The following is a 16,550-nucleotide window of genomic DNA, read 5'->3' as shown; positions in this document are numbered from 1 at the left end:
ATCCGCGGGCCGTCCGGCGGTCCGCGGATCGCTGCGCGACGTCCACTGGTAGTGCTGCTATCAGTGCGCTAGCCTGGCGGCATGCGCATCACCGAGCTGGCCGAGACCACGGGGGTCCCGCCGGCCACCGTCAAGTACTACGTCCGCGAGGGCCTGCTGCCCGCGGGCACCCGCATCGGCGGCAACCGCACCGACTACGACGACGAGCACGCGCGGCGGATCCGGCTGATCCGCGCGCTCATCGACGTAGGCCGGCTGCCCGTCGCCCGGGCCCGCGAGGTCCTGGCCGTGCTCGACGACGACGACCGCCGCGTGCAGGACGTCTTCGCGGTCGCGCAGGACGCCCTCACGCCCGGCCCGCCGGCGACGGAGCCGCCCGCGTCCGACGCGCTCGCCCGCATCGACGCGGTCACGGAGGAGGCCGGCTGGTGCGTCCTGGACGGGCACGCCGGCCGTGCGCAGGCAGCGCGGGCGGTCGACGCCTTCGCCCGGTCCGGGCACCCGGTGGAGGACGCCTACCTCGCGCGCTACGTCGAGGCGGCGGGCGTGCAGGCCGAGGCCGACCTCGCCGGGGTCAGCGCCCGGCCCGATCGCACGGCGATGGCCGAGCTCATGGTCGTCGGCACCGTGCTCGGCGACGAGCTGGCAGCAGGGCTCCGGCGGATCGCGCAGGCCACCATCGCGATGCCGAAGGAGGCCGCGGCGTGATCCGCCGCGCGTTCGGCTGGCACCGGCCCCTCATGGCGGTCGCCGCGCTCATGGCCGTCGTCGCGGCGGCGTGCCTCGTGGGCGGCCTGGTCGACGACCGCGTCGTGACGGGCGCGCCCGTCTGGGACAAGCCGGCCAAGTTCTCGCTGTCGATCCTCGTCTACGCCGTCTCGTGGGCGTGGCTCATCGCGCGGCTCCCGCGCTTCCGGCGGCAGGCCCTCGTCGTGGGGACCGTGGTCGCGGTGGCGCTCGTGATCGAGCAGGCGGTCATCGTGGGCGCGGCGGCCGCCGGGACGACGAGCCACTTCAACGTCACGACCCCGCTGGCGACCGCCCTCTGGGGCGTCATGGCGGCCTCCGTCACCGTGCTGTACCTGTGCGCCTTCCTCACGAGCCTGGCCGTGCTGCGCCTGCGGCTGCCCGACCCGGCGCTGACGCTCGGGATCCGGGCCGGCGCCCTCATCGCGCTGGTCGGCATCGGCCTCGCGTACCTCATGACCTCGCCCACCGCGGCGCAGCTCGCCGACTTCCACGGCGTGGCCGGCGCGCACACCGTGGGCGCGGCGGACGGCGGTCCCGGGCTCCCCGTGCTCGGCTGGAGCACCACATCGGGCGACCTGCGGATCCCCCACTTCGTCGGGATGCACGCGCTGCAGCTGCTGCCCGTCGCGGCACTGCTCCTCGGGCTCGCGGCGCGGCGGATCCCGGCGCTGGCGCCCGACCGGGTGCGCGTGCGGCTGACGGCGATCGCGGCCATCGCGTACCTCGCGGTGGTGGCGCTCGTCACCGCCCAGGCGCTCGCGGGGCAGTCGATCACCGGCCCGTCGCCCGCTGTCATCGCGGCCGGAGCGGCGATCGCCGGAGCCTCGCTCCTCGCGGCCGGGATCGTGATCGCCCGCGGCGACCGGGTCCCCACCTCGACGGCGGATGCGGCATCGGCTCCCGCAGGGGCGGATCAGCCCAGCGCGGCGTCGAGCTTGGCGGAGATCTCCTCGAGGTCGAAGTAGTTCTCGATCACCACCACATCGGCGTACGTCTGCCCGATGCGGTCCACGAGCTCCGGCGACGTGAGGATCACCTGCGCGTCCTCGCCGAGGGAGGCGACGCTCGCGAGGTCGGCCGCGGTCACGTCCGCCTCGATGCCGAGGCGCGCGAGCGCCCGCTCCGCGTTGACCTTGAGGATGCCGGACGTGCCGATCCCCACGCCGCAGATCGCGACGACCTTCATGCGCTCTCCTCGCCGGCCATGATGCGCCGGACCTCGTCGACGGTGGTGGCGGCGCGCAGCCGCGGGATGGCGGTGGCGTCGTTGAAGATGTTGGCCATGTCGGCGACCGACGAGACGTGCCGGTCGACCGTCGTGACCGCGAGGCCGACGATGACGTCGACGGGGTCGTTGTGCGCGTGCCCGAACGCCACCGGCTCGGTGAGGGTGACGACCGCGAGGCCGTCCGCGAGCGTCTCCGGACCGGGCCGGGCGTGCGCGAGCGCGAGCCCCGGGGCGATGACGACGTAGGCGCCGAACTCCTCGACCACGCGGATCATGGCCTCGCCGTACTCCGCGGTGGCCGCCCCCGATCGCACGAGCGCGTCGCCGACGAGGCGCACGGCAGCGCGCCAGTCGGCGGCGTCGGCGCCGAGGGTGACGGCGTCGTCCGGGAGCGGTGGGAGCACGGGGTGCGACCTCTCTGTCGAAGCGGCGAGCGGGACGGGTCGAGCGGGACGGGAGACCTCGGGCCCCGCGCTACAGGCGGGCGAACCCGTCGGAGATGATGTCGGCGAGCGCCTCGCGCTCCTCCAGCGGCAGGAACGCCGCGGCGGCCGCGTTCAGCTGGAAGACCTCGTGGTCGTCGAGGTCGTAGGCGAACGCGTCCGTGAGGAGCGCCAGCTCGCGGCTGATGCTGGTGCCGCTCATCAGGCGGTTGTCGGTGTTGACCGTGACGGCGAAGCCGAGCTGGTAGAGCAGGTCGAAGGGGTGGTCGACCATCTCGTCGCCCCACGCCTCGATGGCGCCGGTCTGCAGGTTCGACGACGGGCTGAGCTCGAGCGGGATGCCGCGGTCCTTGATCCACTGCGCGAGCGTGCCGAGGGTGACGAAGACGTCCTCGCCCTCCTCGCTGTCGACCTCGATGTCCTCGGCGATGCGCACGCCGTGGCCGAGGCGCAGGGCCCGTCCGTCGAGGAGCGCACCGCGGATGGACTCGAGACCGTCGGCCTCGCCCGCGTGCACCGTGCGGGGCATCCACTCGCGCGCCAGCAGGTCGAACGCGCCCTGCATGCGGGACGGCGGGAAGCCCGCCTCGGGCCCGGCGATGTCGAAGCCCACGACGCCGCGGTCGCGATGGCGGATGGCGAGCTCCGCGATCTCGGTGCCCCGGTCGAGGTGGCGCATGGCGCTGACGAGCTGGCCGACGCGGATGGATCCGCCCGCCTCCTCGACGCCGCGCACGGCCTCCTCGATGCCGGACTGCACGGCCTCGACCGCCTGGTCGAGCGACAGCCCGCGGGTGAGGTGCTGCTCCGGCGCCCAGCGGATCTCGCCGTAGACGACACCGTCGTCCGCGAGGTCCTCGACGAACTCGCGGGCGACGCGCGCCAGCTGCTCCTCGGTCTGCATGACGGCGATGGTGACGTCGAAGGTCTTCAGGTAGTCGACGAGCGATCCGGAGTCGGCGCTGGTGCGGAACCACTCGCCGAGCGCCTCGGCACCCGAGGCGGGCAGCTCGAGCCCGATCTCGTCGGCGATCTCGACGATCGTCCCGGGACGGAGGCCGCCGTCGAGGTGGTCGTGCAGGGAGACCTTGGGGAGGTCGCGGAACGACCCTCCGCCGGGCAGCGTGGAGTCCTCGGGAGCGATCGTCATGGGACGAATCTACTAGCCTCGACGCGGCCCACGCCGAGGTAGTAGGCACACGAACGATCGGTGCGCGAGACGTCGGCGGCCGCGACCCGAGCCGGAGGACCCATGCCCACCAAGATCCTGATCGACTGCGACCCGGGGCACGACGACGCCCTCGCCCTGATGCTCGCGCACGGCAGCCCCGAGGTCGAGCTCGTCGGCATCACCACCGTCGCCGGCAACCAGACGCTGGAGAAGGTGACGCGGAACGCGCTCGCGGTCGCGACCGTCGCGGGCATCCACGGCGTGCCCGTCGCCGCCGGCTGCGCGCGCCCGCTGGTGCGGCCCGTGATGACCGCGCCGGAGATCCACGGCGAGTCCGGGCTCGACGGGCCCGAGCTGCCGGAGCCCACCGTCGCGCTCGACCCGCGGCACGCGGTGGACGTCATCATCGAGACGGTCATGGGCCACGCGCCCGGCGAGATCACCCTGGTGCCGCTCGGCGCGCTCACGAACATCGCGCTCGCGATGCGCCGCGAGCCGCGCATCGTCGAGCGCGTGAAGGAGGTCGTGCTCATGGGCGGCGGCTACCACCGGGGCAACCGCACGGCCGTGGCGGAGTTCAACATCGCGGTGGACCCCGAGGCCGCGCACATCGTCTTCGGCGAGGCGTGGCCCGTGACGATGGTCGGCCTCGACCTCACGTACCAGGCGACGGCGACGCCCGAGGTCATGGCGCGCATCGCGGCCCTGGGGACGCCGGCGGCGCGCTTCGTCGTCGACTCGATGGAGTCCTACGGCCGGGCCTACCACGACCGGCAGGACTTCCCGAGCCCGCCCGTGCACGACCCGTGCGCCGTCGCGCGCGTGATCGACCCGCGGCTGGTCAGCGTCCGGCGTGCGCCGATCTCCGTCGAGCTGACGGGCACGCACACGACCGGGATGACCGTCGCGGACCTGCGCCGGCCAGCTCCCGCCGACTGCACGACGCAGGTCGCCGTCGACCTCGACCACGCCGGGTTCTGGGACATGGTGGTCGACGCGCTCGAGCGCATCGGCTGAGGCGCGGGCCGCCAGGGCTGGGCCCGGCCGGCGTCTTCCGACGACGGCCGGGCAGCGGATCAGCCCTCTGCGGTGATGCGCTCCCGCACGAGCGGGCCGCGCGCGACGTGCTCCTCCGGATCGCCGACGCGGTACGCGCCCTCGAGCGACTCCAGCGCACGGGCGAACCGCTCGGGCTCGTCGGCCGAGAGGGTGAAGAGCGGGTCTCCGCGGCGGACGCGGTCCCCCGGCTTCGCGTGCAGGTCGACGCCCGCGGCGTGCTGCACGGCGTCCCCCTGGCGCGCGCGTCCGGCGCCGAGGCGCCAGGCCGCGATGCCGAACGGGAGGGCGTCCTGCTGCACGAGCACGCCGTCACGCTCCGCGGTGACCACGTGGGTCTCGCGCGCGACGGGCATCGCGGCGTCCGGATCACCGCCCTGCGCGCGCACGGTGGCGCGCCACGAGTCCATGGCCCGGCCGTCGCGGAGGGCGACCTCGACGTCGGCGTCCGGGATCCCGACCGCGGCGAGCATCTCCCGCGCGAGCGCCAGGGTGAGCTCGACGACGTCGGCGGGGCCGCCGCCCGCGAGCACCTCGACGGACTCGCGCACCTCGTTCGCGTTGCCGATGGCGAGGCCGAGCGGGACGTCCATGTCGGTGAGGAGCGCGGTGGTCCGGACCCCGGCGTCGGTGCCGAGCTCGACCATCGTGCGGGCGAGCTCGCGGGACCGGTCGATGTCGGTCATGAATGCGCCGGATCCGAACTTCACGTCGAGCACGAGCGCGCCCGTGCCCTCCGCGATCTTCTTGCTCATGATGCTCGACGCGATGAGCGGGATCGCCTCGACCGTGCCGGTGGTGTCGCGCAGCGCGTAGAGGCGCTTGTCCGCCGGTGCGAGGCCGCTGCCGGCCGCGCAGATCACGCCGCCGTGGTCCTTCATCTGCTGCACCATCTCCTCCGTGGAGAGGTCGGCGCGCCAGCCGGGGATGGACTCGAGCTTGTCGAGCGTGCCGCCCGTGTGGCCGAGGCCGCGGCCGGAGAGCTGCGGCACCGCGACGCCGTACGAGGCGACGAGGGGCATGAGCGGGAGGGTGATCTTGTCGCCCACGCCGCCCGTGGAGTGCTTGTCGACCGTGGGCTTGCCGAGCTGCGAGAAGTCGAGGGTCTCGCCGCTCGCGATCATGGCGAGGGTGAGGTCGCGGATCTCGATGCGGTCCATGCCGCGGAGCAGGATCGCCATCGCGAGCGCGGCCATCTGCTCGTCCGCGACGTAGCGGTCGGTGTACGCGGCGACGAGCCAGTCGATCTCGGCGGTCGAGAGGCGGCCGCCGTCGCGCTTGGTGCGGATGAGGTCGACGACGTCGAACGCGGCGCTCACGAGCGGTCCCCGTAGGCGTTCAGCGTGCTGGGGCCGAACGCGTCCGGCAGGACCTCGTCGATGGTGCGGATCCCCGACACGGTCTCCAGCAGCATGCCCGGCACCGCGTGCTCGAACAGCAGCTGCCGGCAGCGCCCGCACGGCATGAGGACGTTGCCGTCCCCGTCCACGCACGTGAAGGCGACGAGCTGGCCGCCGCCCGTGAGGTGCAGGACCGAGACGAGCGCGCACTCGGCGCAGAGGGTCAGGCCGTAGGACGCGTTCTCCACGTTGCAGCCGGTGATGACGCGGCCGTCCGTGGCGATGGCCGCGACGCCCACCGGGAACTTGGAGTACGGGACGTACGCGCGGCCCATGGCCTCGTGCGCCGCCTCGCGGAGGGATCCCCAGTCGATGCCGCCCGACTCGACGGGCTCCACGGCGCTCACGACTTCACGTAGGGCTTGCCGGCGGCGGCGGGTCCGCGCACCTGCCCCACGAGGCCCGCGACGGCGGCGATGGTCACGACGTACGGCAGCATCAGCATGAACTCGCTCGGCACGGGCGACCCGATGACGCCGAGGACGTTCTGCAGGTTGCTGGCGAAGCCGAACAGGAGGGCCGCGAGGGTGGCGCGCAGCGGATCCCACCGGCCGAAGATCACGGCGGCGAGGGCGATGAACCCGGCGCCGGCGGTCATCTCCTTGTTGAACGCGCCGACGGATCCCAGCGTGAAGAACGCGCCGCCGAGGCCCGCGATGGCCCCCGCGAGGGAGACGTTCCAGAACCGGGTGGCGGAGACCTTGATGCCCACGGTGTCGGCAGCCTGCGGGTGCTCGCCCACCGCGCGGAGGCGGAGGCCCCAGCGCGTGTGGAAGAGGCAGTACCAGACGAGGAACACGGCCACGTACATGACGTAGACGATGATCGTCTGCCGGAAGAGCACCGGCCCGATGATCGGGATCTGGCCGAGGACCGGGATGTCGATGCGGTCGAAGCGCGGCGGCGAGTTGAGGCGCCCCGGGTCGGCCGACAGCACCTGCGAGAAGAGGAAGCTCGTGAGGCCCGTGACCAGCACGTTGAGCACGACGCCCACGATGACCTGGTCGACCAGGTACTTGATCGCGAAGGCGGCGAGCACGAACGAGACCAGCATGCCGGCGACCATGGCGGACGCCAGGCCGATGAGCGGCTGCCCCGTGAGGGAGGCCACCACCGCGGACACGAACGCGCCCGCCAGCAGCTGGCCCTCGATCGCGACGTTGACGACGCCGACGCGCTCCGAGAGCACGCCGCCGAGCGCGCCGAAGATGAGCGGCACCGACAGGGCGACCGTGCCCACGAGGAGTCCCGGCACCGGGATCGTCTGGCCCGCGGACGCCCAGGTGAGGAACGCGACGAGGAACAGGATCGCGAACACGACGGTGAACCACAGCGGCACCTTCGCCGACCGGCGCACCAGCACGGCGGACACCACCGTGAGCGCGGCGAGGGCCACGGTCACGGCGACGCCGGTGGCGGCGGTCGGCAGCACGAGCGGCGCGAGCTGGATGAGGTCGGTGCCGGTCGAGAGGCCGAACGTGCTCGACCCCTCGCGTCCGAGCAGCACGAACAGGACGAGCGAGATCACGGTGAAGACGCCGAAGGCGACGGGCGCCTTCCAGCTGGTCGCGACGGCGCGCTCGAGGGCCGCGGCCGCGGGGTCGTGCGGCGCGGGTGACGCCGACTGCGTGGGGGTCGTCGCGGTCATGAGGCGATCGCCGCCTTCCGGGTGCGGGTGGTGCGACGCGCCTGGCCCGGCGCGGGCAGGCGGAAGACCGCCCGCACGAGCGGGGGCGCCGCGATGAACAGGACGATGAGCGACTGGACGACCACGACGATGTCGATGGGCACGCCCTCGGCCGCCTGCATCGAGAAGCCGCCGGCCTTGAACGCGCCGAACAGGATCCCCGCGACGAACACGCCCCACGGCCGGCTGCGTCCGAGCAGCGCCACCGTGATGGCGTCGAAGCCGATGCCGGCGTCGATGCCCGAGCTGAAGCCCGTCGTGACCGTGCCGAGCACCTGGCTCGCCCCTGCGAGGCCCGCGAGCCCGCCGGAGATGAGCATGGCGTAGAGGTACGAGTTCTTGACGTCGATGCCGGCCACCCGCGCGGCGCTCGGGTTCTCGCCCACCGCGCGGAAGCGGAAGCCGAGGCCCGAGCGGTTGAGGAGGTACCAGACGATCACCGTCGCGACGACGACCACGAGGAAGCCCGCGTGCAGCGAGTACCCGTCGCCGAGGAGCGCCGGGAAGATCGCGTTGTCGGCCATCGCGGGCGTCTTCGGGTTGTTGGACCCGGGTGCCTGCAGCAGACCGGGCGTCCGGAGCAGGTACGAGAGGAGGTAGAACGCGACGTAGTTGAGCATGATCGTGACGATCACCTCGTGCGCACCCGTGCGCGCCTTGAGGAGGCCGACGATCCCGCCCCAGACCGCACCGCCCACGATGCCCGCGGCGACGGCGAGCACCAGGTGGATCACGGGCGGCAGGTCGAAGCCGAAGCCGACCCAGCCGGCGCACGCGGCGGCGATGAGCATCTGGCCGCGGGCGCCGATGTTGAACAGGCCCACGCGGAACGCGAGCGCGACACCGAGGCCGGCCGCGATCAGCGGGGTCGCGAAGGTCAGCGTCTCGGTGAGCGGCTTGATGCCGTTCGCGAAGCCCGGCCGGCGGAAGTTGTAGATGGATCCCTGGAAGAGCGCGGAGTAGGCACCGGAGGCCGCGTTCCACGCCGCGCTCAGCGTGTCGGTGGGGCGCTGGAAGAAGTACCCGGCCGCCTTCTGCGTCTCCTCGTCCGTGACGGCGATGAGCAGCGCGCCCACGATGAGCGAGAGGACGACCGCGAGGACGGACAGCAGCGCGCTGCCCGACGCGATCTCGCGGAGGACCTGGCCGGCGCGGGACCCCTCGGCTCCGTCGCCGGGAGCGGCCGTCGCCACGGCCGGCACGCCCGCGGGCGCCTCCGAGCGCGTGGGGTCGCCCACGGATCCGGCCTCGCGACCGGAGGCGGGCAGCTGCCCCGCGGACGGGTCCTCGGGCGCCTGGCCCTCGGGACGGGTGGTGTCGTCGGTCATGCGGTGCGCCCTCCGGCGGTCGTGGGGGTGGTGACGGATGCGGGGACCTCGCCGGCCATCATCAGGCCGAGCACGTCGCGCGGGGTGTCGCCGGGCACGATGCCGACGATGCCGCCTCGGTACATCACGGCGATGCGGTCGGCGAGCGCCGCCACCTCGTCGAGCTCGGTGGAGACGACGATGACGGGCAGGCCCCGGTCGCGCGTCTCGACGACGCGCGTGTGCACGAACTCGATGGATCCGACGTCGAGCCCGCGCGTGGGCTGCGCCGCGACGAAGAGGCGGAGGTCGCGGCTGAGCTCGCGGGCGAGCACGACCTTCTGCGCGTTGCCGCCGGAGAGCCGGCCGACGTGCGTGTCGATGCCCTGGGTGCGGATGTCGAACTCGCGGACGCGGTCGCGCGCGAACTCGTCGAGGTAGCCGAGCTTCAGGGATCCGGCGACGACGAACGGCGGGCTGTCGGACCGGTCGAGCATCAGGTTCTCGGCGATGGTGAACTCCGGCACGAGCCCGTCCTCGTTGCGGTCCTCGGGCACGAAGCCGACGCCGGCGTCGAGCACGCGGCGGACGGAGCGGCCGGTGAGGCGGGTCCCGTCGAGGTCGATGGTGCCGGACACGCGGGGCTGCAGCCCGAGGATCGCCTCGGTGAGCTCGGTCTGGCCGTTGCCCTGCACGCCCGCGATGGCGAGGATCTCCCCCGCGTGCACCTCGAAGCTCACGCCGTCGACGACGACCTGGCCGGACGCGTCGATCACCGTGAGGTCGCGCACCACGAGGGCCGCCTCGCCGGGCGTCGCCGGCTCCTTCTGGACGGTGAGCGACACGCTGCGCCCGACCATGAGGGACGCGAGCTCCGCGTTGCTCGCGGTGGGCTCGGCCTCGCCGACCACCTTGCCGAGCCGGATCACGGTGATGCGGTCCGCCACCTCGCGCACCTCGCGCAGCTTGTGGGTGATGAAGACGATGCCCGTGCCGGCGTCCCGCAGCTGCTTCATGATGACCATGAGCTCGTCGGTCTCCTGCGGCGTGAGCACGGCGGTCGGCTCGTCGAACACGAGCACCCCCGCGTCGCGCGACAGGGCCTTGATGATCTCGACACGCTGCTGCACGCCGACGGGCAGGTCGGCGACGAGCGCGTCCGGGTCGACGTCGAAGCCGAACCGGGCGGAGATCTCGCGCACCTTCGCGCGGGCGCCCGCCAGGTCGAGCCGGCCGCCGAGCTTCGTCTCCTCGTGGCCGAGCATGACGTTCTCCGCGACCGTGAAGACGGGGATGAGCATGAAGTGCTGGTGCACCATGCCGATGCCGGCGGCCATCGCGTCGCCCGGCCCGGCGAACCGCGCCACCCGGTCGTCGAGCAGGATCTCGCCCTCCTCGGCCTGGTACAGGCCGTAGAGCACGTTCATCAGCGTGGACTTGCCCGCGCCGTTCTCGCCCAGCAGGCAGTGGATCTCGCCCGGGTGGACGACGAGGTCGATGTGGTCGTTGGCCACCAGCGCGCCGAAGCGCTTGGTGATGCCCCGCAGTTCGAGCTTCATCGGATCAATCTGTTCGGTGGGTGTGGTGAGCACGCGGCGGGGGGACCGGCGACTGCCGATCCCCCCGCGGTGCGTTCGATGCTACTTCGTCAGCGACGACGGCGACTCGACGGTGATCGAGCCGTCGATGATGCCGGCCTTGATGGTGTCGAGCTCGCCCGACAGGTCCGACGGGACCTCGGACTCGTAGTCGTGGAACGGGGCGATGTCCACGCCGCCGTTCTCGAGGGTGCCCACGTAGGGCGTCGCGTCGAACTTGTCGTCCGCCGCGGTCTTCACCACGTCCTCGACGCCCGCGTCGATGCCCTTGAGCACCGACGTGAGGAAGAGGTCCTTGAGGTCGGGCGCGGTCTCGTACGCGTCGGAGTCGACGCCCACCATGACGACCTTCTTGTCGCTGGAGTCGCGGATCGCCTGACCCGCGCTGAGGAAGATCGGGCCGCCGACGGGCATGATGACGTCCGCGCCCTGGTCGATCAGGGTCTGCGCGCTGGTCTTCGCGGCGGGGTTCGCCTCGAAGCCGCCCGTGAAGGAGCCGGTCTGGCTGGCGACGTCCCAACCGATGGCCTTGACGTCCTTGCCCTTCTGCTCGTTGAAGTACTTCACGCCGTCGACGAAGCCGTCCATGAAGATCGTGACGGTCGGGATCTGCAGGCCGCCGAAGGTGCCGACCGTGCCGGTCTTCGAGTAGGCCGCGGCCGCGTAGCCCGCGAGGAACGCGGCCTCGCTGGTGTTGAAGGTGATGGGCTTGACGTTCGGGGCGTCGATCGAGGCGTCGTCGATGATCGAGTACTCGATGTCCGGGTTGGCGGCTGCAGCCTCCTTGGTGGCGTCGGCCAGCAGGAAGCCCACCGTGAGGATCAGGCCGCAGCCCTGGTCGGCGAGGTTGGTGAGGTTCGGCGCGAAGTCGGTCTCCGCCGCGGACTCGACCGGCTTGGCGGCCGGGAGGCCGAGGTCGGTGACGGCCTTGTTCATGCCCTCGTAGCCCAGCTGGTTGAACGACTTGTCATCGAAGCCGCCGGAGTCGGAGACCATGCAGGTGAGCAGGTCGCTCTTCGCGACGCCGCCGGTGCCTCCCGCGGTCGACTCGGGGGCGGCGCCGCAGCCCGCGAGGATCGCGGTGATGCCGACGGCGGCGAGACCGCCGAGGGCGGCCTTTCGGGTGGTGATGGTCACTGTGGCCTCCAGGTGCAGCCCGGGTCAGCCGGGCGATGTGCGTTCATGTTACCCATGCACGGGAATGCATCCCGTGCCCCGGTCGGGCCCCGGGGCGCAAGCGTTATCGATCCGCGACGGCCCCGAAACACCGCGGCAACACGGGCTCTGCTAGGGCGTCGAGACCGACTTCACCTGCACGTCGCCGGAGACGATCCGGGCCTTCAGCGCGTCGAGCTCGGACTGCAGCTCGGGCGACACCGAGGCGGCGAGGTCGTGGTACTCCGCGAGGCCCACGCCGCCGTTCGCGAGCGTGCCCACGTAGGGCTCCGAGGAGAAGGTGCCCTTCTGGTCGTCGGCCACGATGTCGACGACGGCCTGCCCGGTGTCCTTGAGCACGCTCGTGAGCAGGAGCGGGCGGTACTCGGCGGGGAGCGTGTCGTAGCCGTCGTTGTCGACCCAGATGAGCTTGCCGCTGCCGTGGGCGAGGATCGCGGACGCGGCGCCCTCCCCCACCTGGCCGGCCACCGGCATGATGACGTCGGCGCCCTGGTCGAGCAGGTTCTGCGTGGTGGTCTGGCCCTTCGACACGTCCTCGAAGTCGCCGGTGAACGTGCCGTCCTGCGCCGCCGCGTCCCAGCCGAGCGCCTGGACGCTCGTGCCGTGCGCCTGGTTGTACGCCGCGACGCCATCGACGAAGCCGTCCATGAAGAGGGTGACGGGGGGCTGGTTGCCGCCGCCGAAGGTGCCGACCTTGCCCGTCTGGCTCACGCCCGCCGCGAGGTAGCCCGCGAGGTAGGACGCCTGAGCCGTGTCGAACACGAGCGGCTTGACGTTCGGGGCGTCGACGACCTCGTCGACGATCGAGAAGTGCACGTCCGGGTTCTCCGCCGCGGCGGCCGACGTGGCCTCCGCCAGCTCATAGCCCACGGTGAGGATGAAGCCGCAGCCCGTGCCCACCGCCTGCTCGACGTTCGGGGCGAGGTCGGTCTCCGACGTCGAGACGAGCACGTCGGCCTGGATCCCCAGCTCCTTCTCCGCCCGCTGGAGCCCCTCCCAGCTCGACTGGTTGAAGGAGCGGTCCTGCAGGCCGCCGGAGTTGGTCACCATGCGGGCGCAGTAGTCGCTCGCGGCGGCCGAGGTGGCCCCGGGCTCGGGGGCCGCGCCGCACCCGGCGAGGGCCGCGGCGGAGAGGAGGGCGATGGGCAGGATGGCGGCGCGGACGGCGCGGCGGGTGCGGGGCATCCCCGGAATCTAACGGCGGCGCTCCCGCCCCCTCCGGCCGCGGAGAGCGCCCGGAGGGTTCGTTACCCCTTCGTTACAGGACGTCCGTCCCGCCGCTGAGCTTGAGCGCGTCCACCACGCTCTTGACGCGCTGCGCGTTCTCCTTGGTGGTCACGAGCAGGGCGTCGGGGGTGTCGACCACGACGATGTCGCGCACGCCGATGAGGCTGATCACGCGCTTGCTGTTGGCCACCACGATGCCGCTCGACGCGTCGGACAGGACGCGCGCGTCCTCGCCGAGGATCACGAGGTCGGACTTGCGACCGCTCGAGTGCATCTTGGCGACGGAGGCGAAGTCGCCCACGTCGTCCCAGGTGAAGCGACCGGGGATCACGGCGAGCGCGCCCCGGGCCGCGGCGGGCTCGGCGACCGCGTAGTCGATCGCGATCTTCTTGAGGTTCGGCCAGACGCGGTCGACGACGAGGCCGCGGTCGGCGGTGTCCCACGCCTCGGCGAGCTCGAGAACGCCCTTCAGCAGCTCGGGCTCGGTGCGGCCGAGCTCCTCGAGCAGGCGGTCGGCGCGCGCGATGAACATGCCCGCGTTCCAGAGGTGCGTGCCGCCCTTCACGTAGCCGCGGGCGACGCCGATGCTCGGCTTCTCCACGAACGACGCGACCTCGAGGGCGTGCGGGGCATCCGGGATGCTGAGCGCCTTGCCGGTGTGGATGTAGCCGAAGCCGGTCGCGGGCTCCGTGGGCGTGATGCCGATGGTCGTGATGTAGCCCGCGTCGGCGGCGATGACGGCCTCGCGGACGGTGTCGCGGAAGCGGTCCGGGTCGGCGATGACGTGGTCGGCCGCGAACGAGCCGATGATGACGCCCGGCTCGCGGCGCTGGAGGATCGCCGCGGCGAGCGCGATCGCGGCGGTGCTGTCGCGCCCCTCGCTCTCGAGGACCACGTTGGGGTCGGTGAGCTCGGGGAGCTGGGCCTCGACGGCGGCGCGGTGGGCGCGGCCGGTGACGACCATGATCCGGTCCTCGCCGGAGAGCGGCGCGAGCCGCTCCCACGTGTCGCGCAGCAGCGTGCGGCCGGAGCCCGTGAGGTCGTGGAGGAACTTCGGGGCGTCCGCGCGGGACAACGGCCAGAGGCGGGAGCCCACGCCACCCGCGGGGATCACGCTGTAGAAACGGGAGATCGCGCTCGTCTGCTCGGTCATGCGCCCACACTATCGGCACCCTGGGAAACAGCCGGATGCGCCGAGTTCACGCGACGGCAACGGGGCGTTCACGACAGCACGGCGGCGCGGTCGGCACCGGTGCCTAGCGTCGGAGGCATGCGCGTAGCCGTCGTCAGCGAGAGCTTCCTCCCCACCGTCAACGGCGTCACCACGAGCGTCTGCCGGGTGCTCGAGCACCTCAGGGACCGCGGGCACCAGGCCATCGTGATCGCCCCGGACGCCGGCGCCCCGTCCGAGTTCGCGGGCTTCCCCGTCCACGGCGTGCCCGCCATCGCCTACCGGCAGTTCCCGGTCGGCATCCCCAACCCCCAGGTTCTGCGCCTCCTGACCGACTTCGCGCCCGACGTGCTGCACGCAGCGTCGCCCCTCTTCCTGGGCGCGCAGGCCATCGCGGCCGCGACGCGCATCGACACGCCCTCCGTCGCCATCTTCCAGACCGACGTGGCGGGCTACGCGCGCCGGAACCGGCTGGCGGCGACCGCGCCGTACGTGTGGCGGCTCGTGCGGTGGATCCACCAGGGCGCGGACCTGACCCTCGCGCCCTCGAGCGCCGCGGCCGCCGACCTCGCGGCGGCGGGCGTCGAGCGCGTCGCCCGCTGGGGCCGCGGCGTCGACCTCGACCGATACCACCCCCGCAACCGCGCCATGGAGGACGCGGTCGCGCTCCGGCACCGCGTCGCGCCGGGCGGCGAGACGATCGTCGGGTACGTGGGACGCATCGCCCCCGAGAAGCAGCTCGAGCGCCTCCACGCCCTCCGCGGGATCCGCGGCGTGCGCTTCCTCATCGCGGGCGACGGCCCGAGCCAGGCGTCCGCCCGCCGCGCGCTCGCGGGCATGCCCGTGACGTGGCTCGGCCGCGTGGGCGGCCGCGAGCTCGCCGCCGCGTACGCCGCCATGGACGTGTTCGTGCACACCGGCACCGAGGAGACGTTCGGCCAGACCGTGCAGGAGGCGCACGCGTCCGGCCTCCCCGTGGTCGCCCCGCACGCGGGTGGCCCGATCGACCTCGTCGACCACGGCACGGACGGCTTCCTCTTCGATCCCGCGTCGCCCCGGGACGCGCACCTGCGACGCCTGGTGGACGAGCTCGTGGCCAGCGAGCCGATGCGCCTGCGGATGGGCGAGGCGGGCCGCCGGGCCGTCCTCGGCCGGTCGTGGGCCACGATCGGCGACGAGCTCATCGGGCACTACGGCCGCGCGGTGTCGGCCCGCCGATCGGCCCTCCAGGTGGCGGACGTCGCGGGCGCCGGCCCCGTCCCGCTCCTCGCCTGACGCGGTCGCCGACGAGCCCTGAGGCTTAGGGTGCCCTAACGGGTGACCGCCCGGACCCGCCCGTAGACTCGACGGCGACGCGCAATGTCGGCGCGAAGGCGCTCCGCCCACGGGGCACCAGCATCAGGGAGGGTCATTCCGTGTCCATCAAGACGGCAGGAACCCGCGAACCGCACATCGCTCGCGCACCGAAGGTCCCCGCGGGGACGCTGTACCGGGGCCGCGAGGGCATGTGGTCATGGGTGTTGCACCGCATCACCGGCGTGTCCATCTTCTTCTTCCTCCTCGTGCACGTGCTCGACACGAGCCTCATCCGGGTGAGCCCCGAGGCATACAACGCGGTCATCGGCACCTACAAGAACCCGATCATGGGCATCGGCGAGGTCGCCCTTGTCGGCGCCATCGGGTTCCACGCGCTCAACGGGCTGCGGATCATCCTCATCGACTTCTGGCGCTTCGGCGCCAAGCACCAGCGCCTCATGTTCTACGTCGTGATCGGCCTGTGGGTCGTGCTGATGGCCGGCTTCGTGCCGCGCCACCTCCTCAACGTCTTCAGCGAAGCGGGATGGATCTGATCATGAGCGACATCGCACAGCAGGTCAGCGTCGAGCGGCCCCGCCAGCCGCGCCAGCCCCGCAAGCAGGGCGGCGTGAACTGGGAGAAGTGGGGCTGGATGTACATGCGCGCCTCGGGCGTCGTGCTCGTCGTGCTCATCTTCGGCCACCTCTACGTCAACCTCATCCAGGGCGAGGGCATCAAGGCCATCGACTTCGCGTTCGTCGGCGGCAAGCTGTCCGACCCGTTCTGGAAGGTGTGGGACATCGCGCTTCTCTGGCTCGCGGTCATCCACGGCGCCAACGGCATGCGCACCCTCGTGAACGACTACGCCGCGTCGCCGCGCACCCGCACGATCCTCAAGGGCGCGCTCGTCACGTCCACGGTGGTCCTGCTCGTGCTCGGCACGCTCGTGGTCTTCACGTTCGACCCGTGCCCCGCCGGTCAGCCCGCCGACCTGCTGCCCTCCTTCTGCGGCGACCTCTAGTCGCTCCCCCTCCCGCCTC

Annotated in this window: 17 protein-coding genes; 6 read left to right on the top strand and 11 right to left on the bottom strand. The window is 72.5% G+C overall.

All coding sequences use genetic code 11. The annotated features are described in order from the left end of the window. Nucleotides 1–81: 81 nt before the first annotated feature. Together NL142_RS05125 and NL142_RS05120 are read left to right on the top strand one after the other, a co-directional pair. A complete protein-coding gene (locus NL142_RS05125; protein ID WP_435081225.1) occupies nt 82–708 on the top strand; it encodes a MerR family transcriptional regulator in 627 nt (208 codons plus the stop codon). Continuing rightward, nucleotides 705–1,715 (top strand): hypothetical protein, encoded by a 1,011-nt coding sequence (locus NL142_RS05120; RefSeq protein ID WP_435081224.1) that lies wholly within the window; start codon nt 705–707, stop codon nt 1,713–1,715. The genes NL142_RS05125 and NL142_RS05120 overlap by 4 nt, the downstream gene beginning before the upstream one ends. Here NL142_RS05120 and NL142_RS05115 read toward each other — a convergent pair. From NL142_RS05115 to NL142_RS05105, 3 genes are all read right to left on the bottom strand, one after another. Then, nucleotides 1,664–1,936, bottom strand: coding sequence for a PTS sugar transporter subunit IIB (locus NL142_RS05115; RefSeq protein WP_012037671.1), 273 nt, complete (start codon nt 1,934–1,936; stop codon nt 1,664–1,666). The two genes, NL142_RS05120 and NL142_RS05115, sit on opposite strands and share 52 nt — an antisense overlap. Further along, complete coding sequence (locus NL142_RS05110) at nt 1,933–2,382, bottom strand: PTS sugar transporter subunit IIA (protein WP_012037670.1); 450 nt, start codon at nt 2,380–2,382, stop codon at nt 1,933–1,935. Before NL142_RS05110 ends, NL142_RS05115 begins: the two co-directional genes overlap by 4 nt. Nucleotides 2,383–2,452: 70 nt before the next feature. After that, a complete protein-coding gene (locus NL142_RS05105; RefSeq protein ID WP_435081223.1) occupies nt 2,453–3,571 on the bottom strand; it encodes an adenosine deaminase in 1,119 nt (372 codons plus the stop codon). Nucleotides 3,572–3,673: 102 nt separating this feature from the next. Between NL142_RS05105 and NL142_RS05100 the strand changes: the two genes are divergently transcribed. After that, nucleotides 3,674–4,609: a uridine-preferring nucleoside hydrolase UriH gene (locus NL142_RS05100; RefSeq protein WP_435081222.1), complete on the top strand. Its 936-nt coding sequence runs from the start codon at nt 3,674–3,676 to the stop codon at nt 4,607–4,609. Nucleotides 4,610–4,668: 59 nt separating this feature from the next. Here the strand turns inward: NL142_RS05100 and NL142_RS05095 are convergent, their stop codons facing one another. From NL142_RS05095 to NL142_RS05060, 8 genes are all read right to left on the bottom strand, one after another. Next, nucleotides 4,669–5,967 carry a thymidine phosphorylase gene (locus tag NL142_RS05095; RefSeq protein ID WP_435081221.1) on the bottom strand — a complete coding sequence of 433 codons (1,299 nt, stop codon included), beginning with the start codon at nt 5,965–5,967 and terminating at the stop codon, nt 4,669–4,671. Next, nucleotides 5,964–6,395 carry a cytidine deaminase gene (locus NL142_RS05090; RefSeq protein ID WP_194683071.1) on the bottom strand — a complete coding sequence of 144 codons (432 nt, stop codon included), beginning with the start codon at nt 6,393–6,395 and terminating at the stop codon, nt 5,964–5,966. The genes NL142_RS05095 and NL142_RS05090 overlap by 4 nt, the downstream gene beginning before the upstream one ends. Next, nucleotides 6,392–7,696: an ABC transporter permease gene (locus tag NL142_RS05085; protein WP_435081220.1), complete on the bottom strand. Its 1,305-nt coding sequence runs from the start codon at nt 7,694–7,696 to the stop codon at nt 6,392–6,394. The genes NL142_RS05090 and NL142_RS05085 overlap by 4 nt, the downstream gene beginning before the upstream one ends. Continuing rightward, on the bottom strand, nt 7,693–9,063 hold the full coding sequence (locus NL142_RS05080) for an ABC transporter permease (protein WP_435081219.1): 1,371 nt from the start codon (nt 9,061–9,063) through the stop codon (nt 7,693–7,695). Before NL142_RS05080 ends, NL142_RS05085 begins: the two co-directional genes overlap by 4 nt. Continuing rightward, complete coding sequence (locus NL142_RS05075; protein WP_435081218.1) at nt 9,060–10,601, bottom strand: ABC transporter ATP-binding protein; 1,542 nt, start codon at nt 10,599–10,601, stop codon at nt 9,060–9,062. Before NL142_RS05075 ends, NL142_RS05080 begins: the two co-directional genes overlap by 4 nt. 81 nt (nt 10,602–10,682) lie before the next feature. Further along, the gene (locus NL142_RS05070) at nt 10,683–11,777 is read right to left on the bottom strand and encodes a BMP family lipoprotein (protein ID WP_435081217.1); all 1,095 of its coding nucleotides are present in this window, start codon (nt 11,775–11,777) and stop codon (nt 10,683–10,685) included. Between the two features lie 150 nt (nt 11,778–11,927). Next, nucleotides 11,928–13,001 carry a BMP family lipoprotein gene (locus NL142_RS05065; RefSeq protein WP_435081216.1) on the bottom strand — a complete coding sequence of 358 codons (1,074 nt, stop codon included), beginning with the start codon at nt 12,999–13,001 and terminating at the stop codon, nt 11,928–11,930. Nucleotides 13,002–13,074: 73 nt separating this feature from the next. Continuing rightward, entirely contained in the window at nt 13,075–14,196 is a 1,122-nt protein-coding gene (locus NL142_RS05060) for a mannose-1-phosphate guanylyltransferase (RefSeq protein WP_012037660.1), read from the bottom strand. A gap of 117 nt (nt 14,197–14,313) precedes the next feature. On the opposite strand from NL142_RS05060, the gene NL142_RS05055 reads away from it, so the two are divergent. From NL142_RS05055 to NL142_RS05045, 3 genes are all read left to right on the top strand, one after another. Next, nucleotides 14,314–15,489: a glycosyltransferase family 4 protein gene (locus NL142_RS05055; protein WP_435081215.1), complete on the top strand. Its 1,176-nt coding sequence runs from the start codon at nt 14,314–14,316 to the stop codon at nt 15,487–15,489. A gap of 140 nt (nt 15,490–15,629) precedes the next feature. Further along, nucleotides 15,630–16,064: a succinate dehydrogenase, cytochrome b556 subunit gene (gene sdhC / locus NL142_RS05050; RefSeq protein ID WP_081840904.1), complete on the top strand. Its 435-nt coding sequence runs from the start codon at nt 15,630–15,632 to the stop codon at nt 16,062–16,064. 2 nt (nt 16,065–16,066) lie between these two features. Continuing rightward, nucleotides 16,067–16,531 (top strand): succinate dehydrogenase hydrophobic membrane anchor subunit, encoded by a 465-nt coding sequence (locus NL142_RS05045; protein ID WP_012037657.1) that lies wholly within the window; start codon nt 16,067–16,069, stop codon nt 16,529–16,531. The last annotated feature ends 19 nt before the right edge of the window (nt 16,532–16,550 follow it).

The sequence above is a fragment of the Clavibacter quasicaliforniensis genome (assembly GCF_051201715.1).
GTDB classification, from domain to species: Bacteria; Actinomycetota; Actinomycetes; order Actinomycetales; family Microbacteriaceae; genus Clavibacter; species Clavibacter seminis.
This window is presented reverse-complemented; position numbering and strand designations above follow the sequence as displayed.